General features: G+C 31.6%; 12 protein-coding genes. 5 read left to right on the forward strand and 7 right to left on the reverse strand.

Annotation, left to right across the window (positions count from 1 at the left end; all coding sequences use genetic code 11):
• A partial coding sequence (gene sprA, locus HY951_07900; protein MBI5539965.1) for a cell surface protein SprA occupies positions 1–3,970 on the forward strand: 3,970 nt, incomplete at its 5' end.
• A 6-nt stretch (positions 3,971–3,976) separates the two neighbouring features.
• On the opposite strand, the gene sufD is transcribed toward sprA, so the two are convergent.
• From sufD to sufB, 3 genes are all read right to left on the reverse strand, one after another.
• Positions 3,977–5,341, reverse strand: coding sequence for a Fe-S cluster assembly protein SufD (gene sufD / locus HY951_07905; GenBank protein MBI5539966.1), 1,365 nt, complete (start codon positions 5,339–5,341; stop codon positions 3,977–3,979).
• An 11-nt stretch (positions 5,342–5,352) separates the two neighbouring features.
• Positions 5,353–6,105, reverse strand: coding sequence for a Fe-S cluster assembly ATPase SufC (gene sufC / locus HY951_07910; GenBank protein ID MBI5539967.1), 753 nt, complete (start codon positions 6,103–6,105; stop codon positions 5,353–5,355).
• Positions 6,106–6,188: 83 nt separating this feature from the next.
• The gene (sufB, locus tag HY951_07915) at positions 6,189–7,637 is read right to left on the reverse strand and encodes a Fe-S cluster assembly protein SufB (GenBank protein MBI5539968.1); all 1,449 of its coding nucleotides are present in this window, start codon (positions 7,635–7,637) and stop codon (positions 6,189–6,191) included.
• A 185-nt stretch (positions 7,638–7,822) separates the two neighbouring features.
• Here sufB and HY951_07920 point away from each other — a divergent pair, with 185 nt between their 5' ends.
• Entirely contained in the window at positions 7,823–8,971 is a 1,149-nt protein-coding gene (locus HY951_07920) for an acyl-CoA dehydrogenase family protein (GenBank protein ID MBI5539969.1), read from the forward strand.
• A 56-nt stretch (positions 8,972–9,027) separates the two neighbouring features.
• Here HY951_07920 and HY951_07925 read toward each other — a convergent pair whose 3' ends face one another.
• The 3 genes from HY951_07925 to efp are packed head-to-tail and all read right to left on the reverse strand — an operon-like array spanning position 9,028 to position 11,767.
• Positions 9,028–10,254 carry a SpoIIE family protein phosphatase gene (locus HY951_07925; protein ID MBI5539970.1) on the reverse strand — a complete coding sequence of 409 codons (1,227 nt, stop codon included), beginning with the start codon at positions 10,252–10,254 and terminating at the stop codon, positions 9,028–9,030.
• Entirely contained in the window at positions 10,251–11,189 is a 939-nt protein-coding gene (locus HY951_07930; protein MBI5539971.1) for a UDP-3-O-(3-hydroxymyristoyl)glucosamine N-acyltransferase, read from the reverse strand. Before HY951_07930 ends, HY951_07925 begins: the two co-directional genes overlap by 4 nt.
• Before the next feature lie 8 nt (positions 11,190–11,197).
• Positions 11,198–11,767, reverse strand: a complete 570-nt coding sequence (gene efp / locus HY951_07935) for an elongation factor P (GenBank protein MBI5539972.1) — start codon at positions 11,765–11,767, stop codon at positions 11,198–11,200.
• Positions 11,768–11,952: 185 nt separating this feature from the next.
• Here efp and HY951_07940 point away from each other — a divergent pair, with 185 nt between their 5' ends.
• The 3 genes from HY951_07940 to HY951_07950 are packed head-to-tail and all read left to right on the forward strand — an operon-like array spanning position 11,953 to position 15,509.
• A complete protein-coding gene (locus HY951_07940; GenBank protein MBI5539973.1) occupies positions 11,953–12,693 on the forward strand; it encodes a glycosyltransferase family 2 protein in 741 nt (246 codons plus the stop codon).
• Positions 12,690–13,643, forward strand: coding sequence for a glycosyltransferase family 2 protein (locus tag HY951_07945; protein MBI5539974.1), 954 nt, complete (start codon positions 12,690–12,692; stop codon positions 13,641–13,643). The genes HY951_07940 and HY951_07945 overlap by 4 nt, the downstream gene beginning before the upstream one ends.
• Positions 13,644–13,655: 12 nt before the next feature.
• Positions 13,656–15,509 carry a hypothetical protein gene (locus HY951_07950; GenBank protein MBI5539975.1) on the forward strand — a complete coding sequence of 618 codons (1,854 nt, stop codon included), beginning with the start codon at positions 13,656–13,658 and terminating at the stop codon, positions 15,507–15,509.
• 11 nt (positions 15,510–15,520) lie between these two features.
• Here HY951_07950 and HY951_07955 read toward each other — a convergent pair whose 3' ends face one another.
• On the reverse strand, positions 15,521–17,536 hold the full coding sequence (locus HY951_07955) for a hypothetical protein (GenBank protein ID MBI5539976.1): 2,016 nt from the start codon (positions 17,534–17,536) through the stop codon (positions 15,521–15,523).

Below are 17,536 nucleotides of genomic sequence, written 5' to 3' on the forward strand. Positions count from 1 at the left end.
TCAACCTAACACAGAAGACATTAACAGAGATAACACATTAAGTGAATTTGAAAGTTATTTTCAATATAAAATCCAAATGCGTCCTGATAAATTGCAGGTTGGACAAAATTATATTGTTGATGAAATTACCGGACAAAACTCTGAAGGAAATCCGGTTAAATGGTATCAGTTTAAAATTCCATTATACAAACCCGATACTATTGTAGGAGCAATTCAGGATTTTAAATCAATCCGCTTTTTCAGAATGTTTTTAAGAGGTTATGAAAAACCTGTTGTTTTACGTTTTGCAAAACTTGAACTGGTAAGAGGTGAATGGAGAAAATATAATGCATCTTTCTTAGAAGGAGGATTTAATTTGCCAGACGAATTATCAGATGCAGCTTTTGATGTTACTGCTGTTAACATTGAAGAAAACGGTTCAAAAACTCCTGTAAATTATGTTTTACCTCCGGGAGTTGACAGGGTAATAGACCCAACCAATCCTCAGTTACGTCAGTTAAACGAACAAGCAATGGTTCTGAAGGTTTGTGCTCTTGAAGATGGTGATGCACGTGCTGCTTATAGAAATGTAACACTTGATGTTCGTCAGTACAAACGCCTGCAAATGTTTGTACATGCCGAAGCAATGCAAGGTTTGCCAATAAATAATAACGACATGTGTGTATTCTTACGTATTGGTTCTGATTATCAGAATAATTACTACGAATATGAAATTCCTCTTACCTTAACACCTCCCGGAGCATATAATAATGACGATGAAGAAGCCCGTAAAATAGTGTGGCCCGAATCAAATATGTTCGATTTTCCATTTGAAGATTTCCAAAAGGTTAAACAATTGCGTAATAACGAAATGCGAGCTGGCGGAAGTGATATTACGCTAACTTCATTATACCCTATATATATTGGTAACAATAGAGTATCTGTTGTTGGAAACCCAAATTTAAGTAATATCAGAACTGTAATGATTGGACTTCGTAACCGCTCTAAAACCAATAACAATATTGCAGATGACGGAATGCCAAAATGTGTGGAAGTTTGGGTAAACGAATTACGTCTTACCGATTTTGACGAAAGAGGCGGATGGGCAGCTAACTTAAGAATGTCGGCAAAACTTGCCGATTTTGGAACAGTTACAGTTTCTGGCTCTACAAGTACACCTGGGTTTGGAAGTATTGAGAAAAAAGTTAGCGAACGAAGCAAGGAAGAAATTTTACAATATGATATAGCTTCAAATTTTGAACTTGGAAAATTCCTTCCTGAAAAAGTTAAACTAAGTGTTCCTATGTTTATTGGATACTCAGAAGGAATTAAAAACCCACAATATAATCCTCTGGATCCTGATATTCCATTAAAAGTTTCTCTTTCCGATTTAGAATCAAAAAGCGATAAAGATTCTTTAAGAAAAATGGTTCAGGATTATACAAGAAGAAAGAGTTTGAATTTTACCAATGTTAAATTAAATACTACCAGTACAACTCCCGCACCATGGAATATTTCAAACTTTGCAGTTAGTTATTCATTCAGCGAACAATATTCAAGAAATATCTCAACTGTTTTCAATCGTCAGAAAATGTACAGAGGTGCATTGACTTATAATTTTAACACTACACCTAAAAATGTAATGCCATTTCAAAATAGTAAATTGTTAAATAAACCGATTTTTAAACTTATTAAAGATTTTAATTTCTATTTTCTGCCTTCTCAATTCTCATTTATGACTGATGTTGACAGAACTTATAATGAAATTCAACTTCGAAATGTTGAAAATATGAGTTACCCAATTCCTGCAACATATACTAAAGATTTTCAGTGGAACAGAATTTATGACTTTAAATTTGACATAACTAAATCTTTAAAATTTGATTTCTCGGCAAATAATATTGCTAAAATTGATGAGCCTGTACAATATGGTCAAAGAGTAGATAAAGATTATAAACAGGAATACGAACATTGGAAAGACTCAGTATGGAACAGCGTTTCAAATTTTGGAAGAACTACAAATTATAGGCATAATTTCAATTTAAATTACACTTTACCAATAAATAAATTACCTATATTAAACTGGCTATCAGCTTCTGCAAGATACGGTGGTACATATGAATGGATTGCGACACCTCGCTTTGCAGACGAATCAATTAATTTAGGTAACACCATTAAAAACAGTAACACCCGTCAGATAAACGGTCAGGCAAATATGATTTCTTTATATAACAAATTGCCGGTTTTACAAAGAATTAACCAGAAATATGCCAAGGGTAAGAAACCTGCAAAGAAGCAAAAAGAAACGGTTGTATTCCCAAAACAAGGTGACCCACCTAGAAAATATAATTTTAAAGCAAATATTCCTAAATCAATTTCTCACAAACTCGGAACTATTGACGTTACAGTAAAAGTTACCGACACCTCAGGTAAAGATGTTCCAAATGTTCTGAAAGTTGTTACCGAAAACAGAGTTCTTATAACTACAGATAAAGATGTAGATATGGCATCTGTTGTTGTTACTGGTCAACGGGAAAAAGAAGATAATATTTTTATTATAGCTCTTGAACAATCTGCAAGACTTATGATGTGTGTTAAGAATATTACCGTTACTTATTCTGATAATAGCGGAACTGTATTGCCCGGTTATTTACCAAACACTAGATTTATAGGAATGGAACCTTATGGTCCAAGTTGGGCACCAGGTTTAGGATTTGTTGCAGGTATTCAGGATACTGCTTTTGGAACCAGAGCAGCAAATGAACATCGTTGGTTAACAAAAGATACTTTATTAAATGCTGCTTATTTAATGAACAACACAAGAACTCTTAATATCCGTGCTACAATTGAACCATTAACCGGAATGAGAATTGATGTAACAGCTAACAGAACTAATTCCGAAAACGAAACAAAGTACTTCAGATATAATAGCACAAATGACAATTTCAGTCAGTACGGAAAACAAGTTACAGGAAGTTTCAGTATGACATATAACACATGGAATACCACTTTCGAAAAATTTAATGCAGATTATAGCTCAAATAATTTTGACCACTTTAAAGACTATAGGCTAACAATTGCTAAAAGACTTGCTGCAAATCGTGCAGAAAGTTCATTGGCAAACTCTCAGGGTTATACAGGTCAGACAACTGCTGACGGATTCCCTGACGGTTATGGACCAACTTCACAGGATGTACTTATTCCTGCATTTTTAGCAGCATACTCGGGCAAAAGCCCAGATCATATAGGATTAACATCATTCCCTGGTGTTGCAAGTATGAGTCCTAACTGGAGTATAAATTATGGTGGCTTAACAAATTTAAAAATTGTAAAAAAATATTTCCGAACAGTTACTCTGGCTCATGCATACCGTTCTTCTTATAGTGTAAATTCATTCTCAACAAGTCTTGATTTTAATCAAGATCAATATGGTCAGGATGGTTTCAGCTGGACAAGATATACTTTAGGCAACTTTATTCCACAGCGAGAAATTAATGCTGTATCAATTAGCGAACAATTTAGTCCGCTTATTAGTATTGATGCAACAATGCTTAATAGTGTAATAGCAAAAGTAGAAATTAAACGAAGCAGAAATCTTTCTTTTGGTTTAAATAATAATCAGGTTACAGAAATGCAATCTAAAGAATTTGTTTTTGGAACTGGATACCGATATAAAGATTTAACATTCCAGATAAATTCTAAAACATTTAAAAGTGATTTAAACCTCCGCGCAGATGTTTCAATCAGAAACGATTTTACAATTATTCATAAATTAGAAATAACACAAACGGGTACTACAGGTGGCTATGATCAACTTACAGCAGGTCAGAAAATGATTACAATTAAAATTTCTGCAGATTATCAGCTGGGGCAAAACTTTAACCTCCGTTTATTCTATGATAGAATTGTTCGTAAGCCCAAAATATCTACAAGCTTTGACACATACAATACCAACGTTGGTATAAGCGTAAGGTTTACATTATCACAGTAACAAAAGTTACCCACAATTTACTTTACATCTGTTACATCTCGAAAGTTCGCCTCTTAAACGTTTTTCAACTAATCCGGTTATCTCATCACGTAAAGGAGCAATAGAAATTTTATTTATTACATCATCAGCAAAGGCAAGCATTAATAAGTGACAAGCTTCCTTTTTTGAAATTCCTCTCTGACGTAAATAAAACATTGCATCTTCGTCAAGCTGTCCGGTTGTTGAGCCATGACTACACTTAACATCATCTGCATAAATTTCGAGTTGTGGCTTTGAACGTGTTTTTGCATCATTAGTCATTAACAGATTTTTGTTCGACTGAAACGCTATTGTTTTCTGAGCCAGCTTATCAACCAATATTCTACCTGAGAATATTCCAGTTGAAGAATTATCAAGTATCCCTTTATAAAGCTGATTGCTTTCGCACTCTGGCGCTGCATGATGAATGTACGTATTGTTATCGATATGTTGATTTTTATCTGCTAACCACAATCCATAAGATTTATTTTTGGCATTTGGTTCAGAAAGATTTACATATAAGTTATTTCTAACAATACCGCCATGTAAAGTAACGTATACCGAATTTACATGACTGCTTTCCTTTTGCAAAATAAAAGTATTTGTTAACTGTACAGAATGATCATGTGCATTTTGTTGACGACAAATTTCAAATCTTGAATTTTTACCTGCATGTACCTCTGTTGTGCTATTTAATAAAAATGCATGTGGATTTAAACTATGATCGCATATAACTACACTTGCCGAGCTCTCTTCTTCAAGAATAATAAGGTTATGCGGTTGAATCATCAACTCCTCAGTTGCAACAACTAAGTTTATAAGTTGAATTGGTTTTTCAATTACAACACCTTTTGGAATATAAACAAAAAGACCATCCTGAGCAAAAGCCATATTAAGCATCGACAAAGACTCTTTTTGCTCAGCAATATATTTCCCATAATGTTTCTCTACCAATTCCGGAAACTGCTTTGAAGCTTCAATTACACTTCCAATTATAGCACCATTAGGTAAAACATTTAACTTTTTTTCTTTATCGTAAAACCATCCATTTACAAGCATTAAGTGGTTTTCTAGCTCTGGCACATCACAAGTAAATACTTCTTTAATGTCTATTGTTAGGGGCTGTGGTGAAAATTGTTTTTTATAAGCTCCAAAAAATGCAGACTCAATATTGGTATATTTATAAAACTCACTGTTTTTTGCAGGTAATCCGACTAATTCAAATTCCTGAAAGTATTTACTTCTTAACTCATTTATGAATCCAGGAGTTTGTTCAAAAATAATTTTACTGTTTTTGCGAAAAGCATCAACAAGGTCATTTTTAATAATTGATATTTTATTCTCTTCAGCCATAATAAACAAAATTAAACAGCATATTCTTTTTTTATCCAATCATATCCTTTTTCTTCCAGCTCTAAAGCAAGCTCTTTTCCTGCTGTTTTAACAATCTGACCATTGTACAAAACATGTATAACATCTGGCACAATATAATCCAGTAACCTTTGGTAATGAGTAATAACAATTGTCGCATTATCTGGACGTTTTAACTTATTTACTCCATTTGCAACAATTCGCAATGCATCAATATCAAGACCAGAATCTGTTTCGTCAAGTATCGCTAATTTAGGCTCTAGCATTGCCATTTGGAATATTTCATTTTTCTTTTTCTCGCCACCGGAAAAGCCTTCGTTTACTGAGCGATTTGTTAGCTGAGAATCAATTTCCACCAATTCCTTTTTTTCGCGCATTAATTTCAAGAAATCTGATGAGCTTAACAATGGCAAACCACGATATTTGCGAATCTCGTTTACTGCAGTTTTCATAAAATTAACCATGCTAACACCCGGAATTTCAATTGGATATTGAAAACCAAGAAATATACCTAATCTGGCTCTGTCTTCAGGAGATAATTCTAAAAGATTTTTTCCTTCCAAAAGAACCTCTCCACCAGTAACCTCGAAAATCTCACGACCTGCAAGTACAGAAGCTAATGTGCTTTTACCCGAACCGTTTGGTCCCATTATCGCATGAACTTCTCCAGGTTTAACTTCTAAATTTATCCCTTTTAAAATAGGTTTTCCGTTTATGGATGCCTTTAAATTTCTAATTGATAACATATCTTATTCTTTTTACTTTTTTGCCACAAAAACACTAACACTCAAAATTTCACTAAAGCTTATTTTAATTTTCATATTTTGTTTTATCCGACACTACCTTCCAGACTAATTTGCAGAAGTTTTTGTGCTTCAACAGCAAACTCCATAGGAAGCTGTTTAAGAACTTCGCGCGCATAACCATTTACTATTAAACCTACAGCATCTTCAGTAGAAATACCACGTTGATTACAATAAAAAATCTGGTCTTCACCAATTCTTGAAGTAGTTGCTTCGTGTTCTACTATTGCTTCTTTATTATCGACTTCAATATACGGGAATGTATGCGCTCCACAATTATTTCCTAATAACAATGAATCACATTGAGAGAAATTGCGTGCATTTTCGGCATTCTTTAGAACTTTTACCAATCCACGATAGCTGTTTTGGCTCTGTCCGGCAGAAATACCTTTAGAAACAATTCTGCTTTTTGTGTTTTTTCCAATATGAATCATTTTTGTTCCAGTATCTGCCTGTTGGTAATTATTTGTTACAGCAACAGAATAAAATTCTGCAGAGGTATTATCACCTTTTAATATACAACTCGGGTACTTCCATGTAATCGCAGAACCGGTTTCAACCTGAGTCCAAGAAATTTTTGAATTATCTTCCTTACATATTCCGCGTTTTGTTACGAAATTATAAATACCTCCCTTTCCATTTTTATCGCCAGGATACCAGTTTTGAACAGTTGAATATTTTATTTCTGCATCTTTTAATGCTATAAGTTCAACAACTGCAGCATGCAACTGATTTTTATCTCGTTTTGGAGCTGTGCAGCCTTCTAAATAACTTACATAAGATCCTTCATCAGCAATTATTAAGGTTCGCTCAAATTGACCAGTATTTTCAGCATTAATTCTAAAATATGTTGAAAGTTCCATTGGACAACGAACACCTTTTGGAATATATACAAAGGACCCATCGCTAAATACAGCACAATTTAATGTTGCGAAAAAATTATCGGTATATGGAACAACAGACCCTAAATATTTTTTAATTAAGTCGGGATGTTCGCGAACAGCTTCGCTCATCGAACAAAAAATAATTCCCAGGTCTGCGAGATTTTCTTTAAATGTTGTTTTTATAGATGCACTATCCATAACAGCATCAACAGCAACTCCGCTTAATTTTTTTTGTTCATCTAAAGGAATTCCAAGTTTATCAAAAGTAGCTTTCAGTTCGGGGTCAATTTCATCTAAAGATGCTAATTCAGCACTTTGTTTTGGAGCTGAATAATAAATAATTTCCTGATAATCAATTTTTGGAATTGTTAAATGAGCCCACTCCGGCATTTTCATTTTTTTCCAATGTTCAAATGCTTTTAGTCTCCATTCAAGCATAAATTCAGGTTCGTTCTTTCTTCCAGAAATTAATTTTACAACTTCCTCACTTAAACCTTTAGCAATAGTATCTGATTCTATTTCGGTAAAAAAACCATACTTATACTCACCATCTGTAACTTCCGAAATTATTTTATCTTGCTCGTTTTCCATAATATAAAGTTAAGTACTTTAACCACCGCAAATTTAATTAGAATAAATCTAAATAGCAAGAAATTTGGCATTTTCTTTATAAAATTGATTCATCATTTAAATAACATATTTTATAAATCATAATTTTTATAGTTCAAAAATATTTAGCATTTTTATACAATAATTATATTTAATATTTTTAGACTATGGAACACCCTTTATTAAATGAACAACACGATCTTATAAGAAAATCTGTTCGCGATTTTGCAGAAAGAGAAATTAAGCCACTAGCAAAAGAATTAGATGCTAAACAACAATTCTCTGTTGAATTAACACAAAAAATGGGCGATATTGGTTTATTTGGAATGGTTGTTTCTGAAGAATACGGTGGTCAGGGTTTAGATTACTTATCTTATATTATTGCTGTTGAAGAATTAGCAAGAGTTGATGGTTCTCATGCTGCTACAATTGCTGCTGGAAATTCATTAGGCTTAAATCCTATTTATTATTATGGTACTGAAGAACAAAAGAAAAAATATTTACCAAGATTATGCAGTGGTAAAAATCTTTGGGGTTTTGGATTAACTGAACCCGAAGCTGGATCTGACTCAAGAAATTCAAAAACCACTTCAAAAATTTTGGATGGTAATTGGGTAATTAATGGCTCAAAAATTTTTATAACAAATGCTTCTTCTGAAATCTCACTTGGCTCAACAATACAAACTGTATCGAGTGACGAGAATGGCAAAAAAGAATTTACAACAATCATAGTTGAAAATGGAACTCCAGGGTTTACACCCAAAACAATGCATGATAAAATGATGTGGAGAGCATCAAACACTGCAGAATTGTATTTTGATGATTGTAAAGTACCAGAATCAAATATTCTTGGTAAACGTGGCGACGGGTCTAAAATAATGCTTAGCACACTTGACTTAGGTAGATTATCTATTGGCGCAATGGGCTTGGGTCTTGCACAGGGAGCTTTTGAAATGGCATTAAAATATGCACAGGAAAGAGTTCAGTTTGGAAAACCAATTTGCAAACAACAAGCAGTAGCTTTTAAATTAGCCGACATGGCATTAAAAGTTGAATTAGCAAGAAACCTTTTATATAAAGCATGTTGGTTAAAAGATAACCATAAGCCATTCGAAAAAGAAGCTGCAATGTCAAAGTTATATTGTTCTGAAGTTGCAAAATTTGTTGCCGACGAAGCTGTTCAGATACATGGTGGGTATGGGTTAATGAAAGATTACGATATTGAAAGATTTTACCGTGATCAAAGATTATTACAAATTGGCGAAGGTACTTCTGAAATACAAAGATTAGTAATTTCGAGGTATATTGGGTGTTAAACACAAAAACAATTCCTCACTTAAAGGCAGTAAGTACATTTTGTTATAACATTATCTTAAAGAAATTTTATTCCTAAAATCGAAATGTCGTCAAAGAATGATTTTCGTCCTTTGTAGATATTTAATCGCTGAATAATCTTCCAGATTGTACTATCCATACTCTCTTCACTCTCCATGTAACGTTCAATTTCACTAAAACCAAATTCAACGTTTTTCTCATTTTCCATTTCAACCAAGCCATCAGTACAAAGGAGTAATTTTGAACCTGTTGTAACATCCAGAGAGCCAACTGTAATTTTAGGTATCTCGTTTAACATGCCAAATCCGGGACAGCCTTCTTTAAGATACTTTATTTCTTTATTATTCGATAAATATGCAGGAGGAATATGTCCGGCATTAATATATGTTAATTGCTTATTGTTAGTATTATATTTTGCAAGAAATACAGTAATATATTTTTCTCCATTTGTATTTGTCATTACAATACTGTTTAGCCTTATCGCAAGATCACTCAAGCTAATTTCCGTTGTAAATAATGCACGTAAACTTGCCTGAAAGTTTGACATAATAAGAGCCGCTGCCATCCCTTTTCCCGATACATCGGCAATACAAAAGCCATATTCGTTATCACTTAATTTTAAGCAATCGTAATAATCACCCCCAACTTCAAAGTGCGGATGGTAATATGCTGCAACATATAAGAATTCATTATTTGGCAAAGTATCAGGATTAGGGATTAGGTTAGTTTGCATTTTGCTTGCAAGCTCCATTTCCTTTCTAATACTTTCCTGCTGGATATGTTCATTATATAGTCTTTTATTTTCAATTGCTACAATTAAAATGTTTGTAAGCGTTTGAAAAAAATGAAGATGTTTTATTACCGGACTAATCCCATCTCTTTCTTCATCAATATCACCTAAAAGCAAATATGCCAATGGCATTGCTTTATGAAATACAGGAATTACAACATCAAAAGAAGCAAGTTTTTGATGCTCCATTGTTGTAAGATTTGTTATCTCTCTGAAATGAAGCAAATCATGCTCTACTATTATTTCGCTATATAATTCGTATCTTATTCCTGATGACAGAATACACTTCCACGTATTGTTATAACTATATAAAATAACTTTGCCAATTCCAAGATCTTCTCTTATTATTTTCTCATAACGTCGCAACAACCCTTCGGTAGAAAGATTCTCATTTATCGCCTGTGAAATATCAAGCAAAGCATCAAGCTTAAAATTCGAAAGCTGTAACCTTTTTAGTGATGCTTTTTCGCTCATAGTTTTTCTGTTAAAAGTTTCATTAAAACAGGTATTTGCTTCAGGTAAGCTATTTCTTTCATTTTTTCACGTGCCTCAGAAGCAGGAGAACCAAAATACGTCTTTCCCCCTTCCAAAGATTTAGGAACACCTGATTGACCCAGCACTACTGCTCCTTTTCCAATTGTAATATCTTTCTGAATTCCTACCTGTCCCCATAATATAACATCATCCTCAATAATTACATTTCCTGCAACACCAACCTGTGAAGCAAGCAAACAATTCTTTCCAATATTAACATCGTGCGCAATCTGTATAAGATTATCCAACTTTGTACCTTCTCCAATAATTGTATTACCACTAATTCCTCTGTCAATAGTACAATTAGCACCTATTTCAACATAATCTTTAATAATAGCTTTTCCGCATGAAATTAATTTATCAAATCCTTCTGGTTTTCTTTTATAAGAAAAAGCATCAGCTCCAATAACTGTATTGGAATGTATAACTACGTTATCACCAATTTCGCAATCATTATAAATACTTACATTAGAATGAATAACACAATTCTCTCCAATAATCACATTATCGCCAATAAAAACATTAGGTTGAATAATAGTATTCTTACCAATTTTGGCTGTATTACTAATTGCAAGTTGACTCTGTTTAAAAGTCGAGAATTGTTTAATAAATTTATTATAATCGCGAAATGGATCAGGAGAAATGATAAAGTTTTTTCCATGCTTTTCATCAGGAACTTCATTAATAATAATTACCGAAGCTGAACTAAAAAGGGCCCGTTCATAATATTTCACATTATCAACAAATGTAAGATCGCCCTTTTCTACCTGATGTATTTCGTTTACCCCATTTACAAAAACGTTGATGTCTCCATTAAAAGTTGCTCCCAGAAAATCTGCAATTTCTTTTATTGAATATGGTCTGGGCAGCCTCATAAAAAGATTTATTTCCTAACTCTTTCTGAGTAACTCAAATCGCGTGTGTCAACTTTAATTATTTCACCTACAGAAATAAATAATGGTACTTTTATTTCTAAACCGGTTTCTAATGTTGCTTTTTTAAGTGCGGTTGATGAAGCGGTATCACCTTTTAAACCATGTTCGGTATAAGTAACTTCCATTTCAATAAATGGCGGAAACTCACAAGTTAAAGGAGTTTCAGTATTTGCATCAAAAGCAATATAAATTTGAGTCCCTTCTTTTAATAAACCAGGGGTTTCAATCATATTCTCCTGAATACTTATTTGTTCAAATGTATCAGTCTGCATAAAATTAAATCCCATATCATCCTTATAAAGATACTGATAAGCCCTACGCTCAACATTTGCCAAATCAATTTTTACTCCTGATGTAAATGTGTTTTCAATAACCTTTCCGGTTTTAAGGTTTTTAAGTTTTGTTCTTACAAACGCTCCACCTTTACCTGGTTTCACATGCTGAAACTCCACTATAGAGAACAAATCATTGTTATATACTATGCAAAGTCCGTTTTTAAAATCCGCTGTTGATGCCATATCTAATTTTAAATATTATACTGCAAAAATAGGTTAATTTTTAGATTGAAAAAATTATAGTGAGACTTGTAGCTAAAATAGTAAATTTATTTAAATCATTTAATAAAAAAAGACTTAAAGAATCATATTATGAAATTTTTAGAAATATATTAGCTTTGTTTAATTTTTTAAAAAACAATTTAGTTGTGATTAACAAATTATCTATAGTTATTCCTGCGTATAATGAAGAAAAAACAATTGCTGCGATAATTGACAAAGTCGCAAATGTTAAATTAATAAATAATATTTTAAAAGAGATTATTGTTGTTGACGACTGTTCAAAAGATAAAACCAAAGAAGAAGTTGAAAAATATTGCAACGAGCACAAGATATATAACATTAAATTCTTACACCATGAAATAAATCAGGGAAAGGGGGCTGCACTTCATACAGGTATAAGACAAGCAACAGGCGATTATTTAATTATTCAGGATGCCGATAACGAATATGACCCAAGAGAATATAACGACTTACTTAAGCCAATTATCGAAGGATTTGCTGACGTTGTTTATGGATCTCGATTTATTGGTGGACGACCTCACAGAATATTATATTACTGGCACAGTATAGGAAATCGATTTTTAACTAGACTGTCTAATATGTTAACGAATCTGAACTTAACAGACATGGAGACTTGCTACAAAGTATTTAAAACTGAAATTATACAATCGATAAAACTTAAGGAAAAACGATTTGGCTTTGAACCTGAAGTAACCGCAAAATTATCAAGAATAAAAGGAATTAGAATATACGAAGTTGGCATTTCATATTATGGGCGAACTTATGCCGAAGGGAAAAAGATTGGTTGGAAAGATGGATTCAGGGCTATATATTCTATTTTTAGGTATACCATTTTTAATAAAAACTGTATTTATCACATAAAATGAAAATAGCTGTTATCATACCATGTTTTAAAGTTAGAGATCACATAATTAAATTAATTAGCGAGATAAGCTACAACGTAAACAACATATACATTATAGATGATTGTTGTCCAGAAAAAAGTGGTCAATTTGTTAAGGAAAATATTTCCGATCCTAGAGTAATCGTTATTTTTCATAATAAAAATTTAGGAGTTGGAGGTGCTGTAAAAACAGGTTATAGACAAGCCTTAGAAGATGGCTGTGAAATAATGGTTAAATTAGATGGCGATGGTCAAATGGACCCAAATCTAATCTCACAATTAATAAAACCAATAATCAATGGTAAAGCTGACTTTGTCAAGGGTAATCGTTTTCATAACATTACTACTTTATTAAAAATGCCAAGAATTAGATTGATTGGAAATAGTATATTATCTTTAATAAATAAAATAGTTACAGGATATTGGAATATAATGGACCCAACAAACGGATTCATTGCAATTCATCATTTTGCACTTAAGCAACTACCTTTAGACAAAATTGAAAACAGATATTTTTTTGAGAGCGATATGTTATTTAGACTTAGTAGTAATAGAGCTGTCGTTACTGATTTTATAATGGATGCAAAGTATCAAAATGAAAAAAGTAGTTTAAATATTAAAAAAGTATTATTTGAGTTTCCTCCTAAATATTTCATCCGATTTAACAAAAGAATATTTTATAATTATTTTCTTCGTGATTTTAATATTGCATCTATTGAATTGATTTTTGGTATAATTCTATTTCTATTCGGCTTTTCTCACGGACTAAACAACTGGATAGGTAATAGTTATTATCATATCCCAACACCAAGTGGTACAGTCATGCTTGCTGCATTACCTATTATTCTAGGATTTCAACTTCTACTTTCGGCATTAAACTTTGACATTAACAATGTACCCAAAACCCCATTGCAAGATTATTCTAAAAATTAATTAAAAAAGTTTATGAAGTTAAGACTAAAAATAAACTGGCTAAGAATTTTTAATATTTTAATAGTTGGAATACTGATAATAATTATAGCCAGGAATTCTTTATGGAAAAAGGAAGATAGAGTTATTGAATGGGATGTTGTATCATATTATGCCTATGTACCTGCTGCCTTTATTCATCATGATCTTTCACTTGATTTTTTCACAAAAAACAAACAATTACCAGGCGAAATTTATTGGCCGTTAGTTTCTCCTACCGGAAAGCCTGTAATTAAGACAACTATGGGTCTTGCAATCATGTATTCTCCATTTTTTCTTATTGCACATGCCATTACACCATATACAAAATATCCTGCAAATGGCTTTTCACAACCATATAAGCAACTTTTAGTTCTCAGCAGTGTTATATATTTGCTATTTGGTCTTTATTTTCTTAGAAAATTTCTTCAATATTATTTCAATAAATACTTAATTGGAATTACAATATTGAGCATTGTGTTAGGAACAAATCTTCTTATTTATTCAACATATTTCTCAACCACATCACACATTTATAGCTTTTTCTTATTTTGTACCTTTATTTATTTTACAAAAAAATGGTATTCTAATCCAAGCATAATTTACAGCATTATTATTGGTTTGTTAATTGGATTAATTTCGCTTATAAGACCAACAAACATTATTATAAGCGTTTTCTTCATTTTTTTCGAAGTAGATAGTCTTAGCAAATTAAAAGAAAGGTTCTACTTTTATTTTAGAAACTATAAACTAATAATTACAATTATCTTATTTTCTATTGTTATTTGGATGCCGCAAATAATATATTGGAAAATGCAAGCTGGTCAGTATTTTTATTTTTCATATCAAAATGAAAGATTTTTTTTCAACAAACTGAATATATTAAATAATTTGTTTAGTTTTAGAAACGGGTGGTTATTATATACCCCATTAATGATTTTATCATTAATGGGAATCCCTATTCTTTTAAAGAATAAGTTTATGTTTTATCCCATTTTTATTTTTACCATATTAAATATTTACATCATCTCTTCTTGGTGGTGTTGGTGGTACACAGGATATGGGAACAGAGCTTATATTGAATCATATGCCATTTTATCTATCCCTTTTATTATTCTTTTATCTAAAATTCAAAAATGGAATAAAATTATCTTTATTTTAACATTACATATTATATTTCTACTGATTGGTTTTAACCTATTCCAAAGCAGACAGTATTATAAAGGTTCTATTCATTACGACTCCATGACCAAAGAGTCTTATTGGGCGTCTTTTGGGAAAATTGAGCCAACTCTGGAATATTATAATGCTTGCAAAACCCCCAATCATAATAATGCAAAGGTTGGAATTAACGAGGATTTGTTTGATATAAGAACGTATTATTGTGGAGCTGAAAAATTAGATTCCTGCAAATCAAATTTTATATCAGAAGCAAATAATAATATTAAATTTTTATATTCATTAAATCGCACAACCGAAGAGCGTTTTAAAGGAGATTATGCTATTAAACTAAGTCAATCTGACCCATATGGCTTTACTTATATTTTTAAGGACTTTGTTTTCCCTGAAAAAATAGATATTACTGTTTGGATGCTTGATAAAAAGGGAGGCAGTAATGCTGGCATTGTATGTTCTTCAGTTACACCTGGTCTTTATTATAATTTTGGTAATACTGTAATTAAAACGTTACCTAATGGATGGAAAAAGATTGAATTAAAATTAGAGTTACCATATTTTAGACCTGAAGATATTAAGGTTTTTGTAATGAATCAAGAAATAAATCCCGTTTATTTTGATAACTTGCTTATAGTAAGACATAAGCTATTGTCAATTCCCAAACAAATGCATTAGAGGATTGTTTATTACTCTATCTCCAAATCATAAATATATCCTTTAATATCTTCAGCAGGAAAAGGAATATTATCTTGTGCAAAGGGAGCTTCGGGCCACCATTTAGTAATATGAAATTCCTGAGTAAAAATTAGCAACATCTGATTATTTGGGATTGATGTTACGGAATTGTTCATATATCCAACAACTTTCATTTTATCTTTTGATGGTCCTATTCTCCAGATAATTTCTGTTGGTTTCCATTCTATTTCAAAATAATAAAAATCAGAATCAAAAAGAGTTTTTTCAGGTTGTGGGTTTTTCAATGTTACTGCATTATACCAATGATCCCAACGATGTAAATAAAAAGTCTGATTATCATAACCTATTTCATGAACCCCTACACCAAAGTCTGAAGGATCCTTACATGCCATATCCCAATTTGTACATGTTACCATTATTTTATCCTTCATTGAAGGATCATCTTTGGGTCTTTTTGAAATATCAATGTAAGATGTTATTGGCCAACGATACGATGCTTTTAAAATCTCAAAATCAATTTCTGAATAACTTATATATGGCACTCTTTTATCTGCTTTTGTGCTAAAATATGAAGGCATAAAACCTTCATTTCTACAAATTCTTCGTTGATTCCATTCCTCGGTACTTTCATAAATAAGCCACATAGCATTAGTAATACCATTCCAAACCTGGCTTTCATTTAGTAAAGAAGTTAGTTTAACTTTTGCTCTATATTTGCCATATGTTAAACCATGTCTTGTAATAATTCCAACATCTTCTTTTTTAAATTCTTTATTCTTATTACCCGGGTTAAATATTGTTATTTCCTTTTTTATTGAATCAGAGTTTACAGTCTGGCAAGGGCATTCGGTAGTTGAAACCAACTTTTTAATCCTATCTTTATCACTTACATTACTATTTTTTTCATACTCTTCTATAGAATAATTTCCTGTTGAAACATCTGCTATAACAGGAATATTATCGAGTATAACATTATCTCCAATATTATGAATAAATTGTTGAAATGCAGCTTTTTTATATAAACTAAACCCTTTATTGCAATTCAAATTAAAATAAGAAGTATCTAATATTTTCTCTTTATTTGGTTGTTGTCCAATATATATTCCTGCGCCTAAGTCTAGATTTGCATTTACTTTTAAAACACTATCGATTTTTATAATCTCTAAATTTTTAATGTCGTCAGTCCTTTTAAAAAAGAAAGTATATGGATTTATAAACGTACTATCATTTTTAATGCAAATATCTTGTATATATGCAGGAATAATTAATTGCTCAACATTAGATTTTTCTGTAACAACAAGCATAACACTATAATATCCAACCCGTGGATTTCTTTTCCATCTGTTGTTAAAATTACCCGCTTTTCTGTTTGACTGAACAGTCCACTCGGCATCTAATAAAAGTTGTTTGTTTAAAGAATTATTGTTGGTTTTTGCCTTCTCAACAACAGAATTATACCATTCGGTATTGCTTTTTATAGAAAGAATCACATCATTTAGTTCTTTTTCTGTTGGCTCCTTAAATTGTAAATACCTTGATGCAACTCCAAAATATTTTTTTTCATTTCTTGGATTTCCAACAATTCTGAAACTGCCTTTAATATGATGTAAATTGCCATCATTAGAAATTACAGGAGTTTTTAAAAATCCGACATTAGCATTTTCCCAGCTGCCATAAAAGTTTTCTGATGCCAATTCATCTTCTTCAGAAAATTTATACGATTCATTCTGATAATAAATTTTATAATAATATTCCTGAGGTTGTTCCGAATTATTTTTCAGATCAAATTCAAACTCGAAAACACCTGTATTAATTTGCTTTATATGTGGAACTACAAACCCACTATCAATTGCATCAGTATATTCAAGATTTATTTGCTTATTGTTGATTCTCTCTGTTTGATAATTTGATATAGGGTTAAAATTTAATACCTCAAAATTATTATTCTTCTTAGAAGTACAAGAGAATAAAAAGCAAGCAATAACAAATAATAATAGTTTATACAT

The sequence above is a fragment of the Bacteroidia bacterium genome, from assembly GCA_016218155.1.
Classification (GTDB): Bacteria; Bacteroidota; Bacteroidia; order Bacteroidales; family GWA2-32-17; genus GWA2-32-17.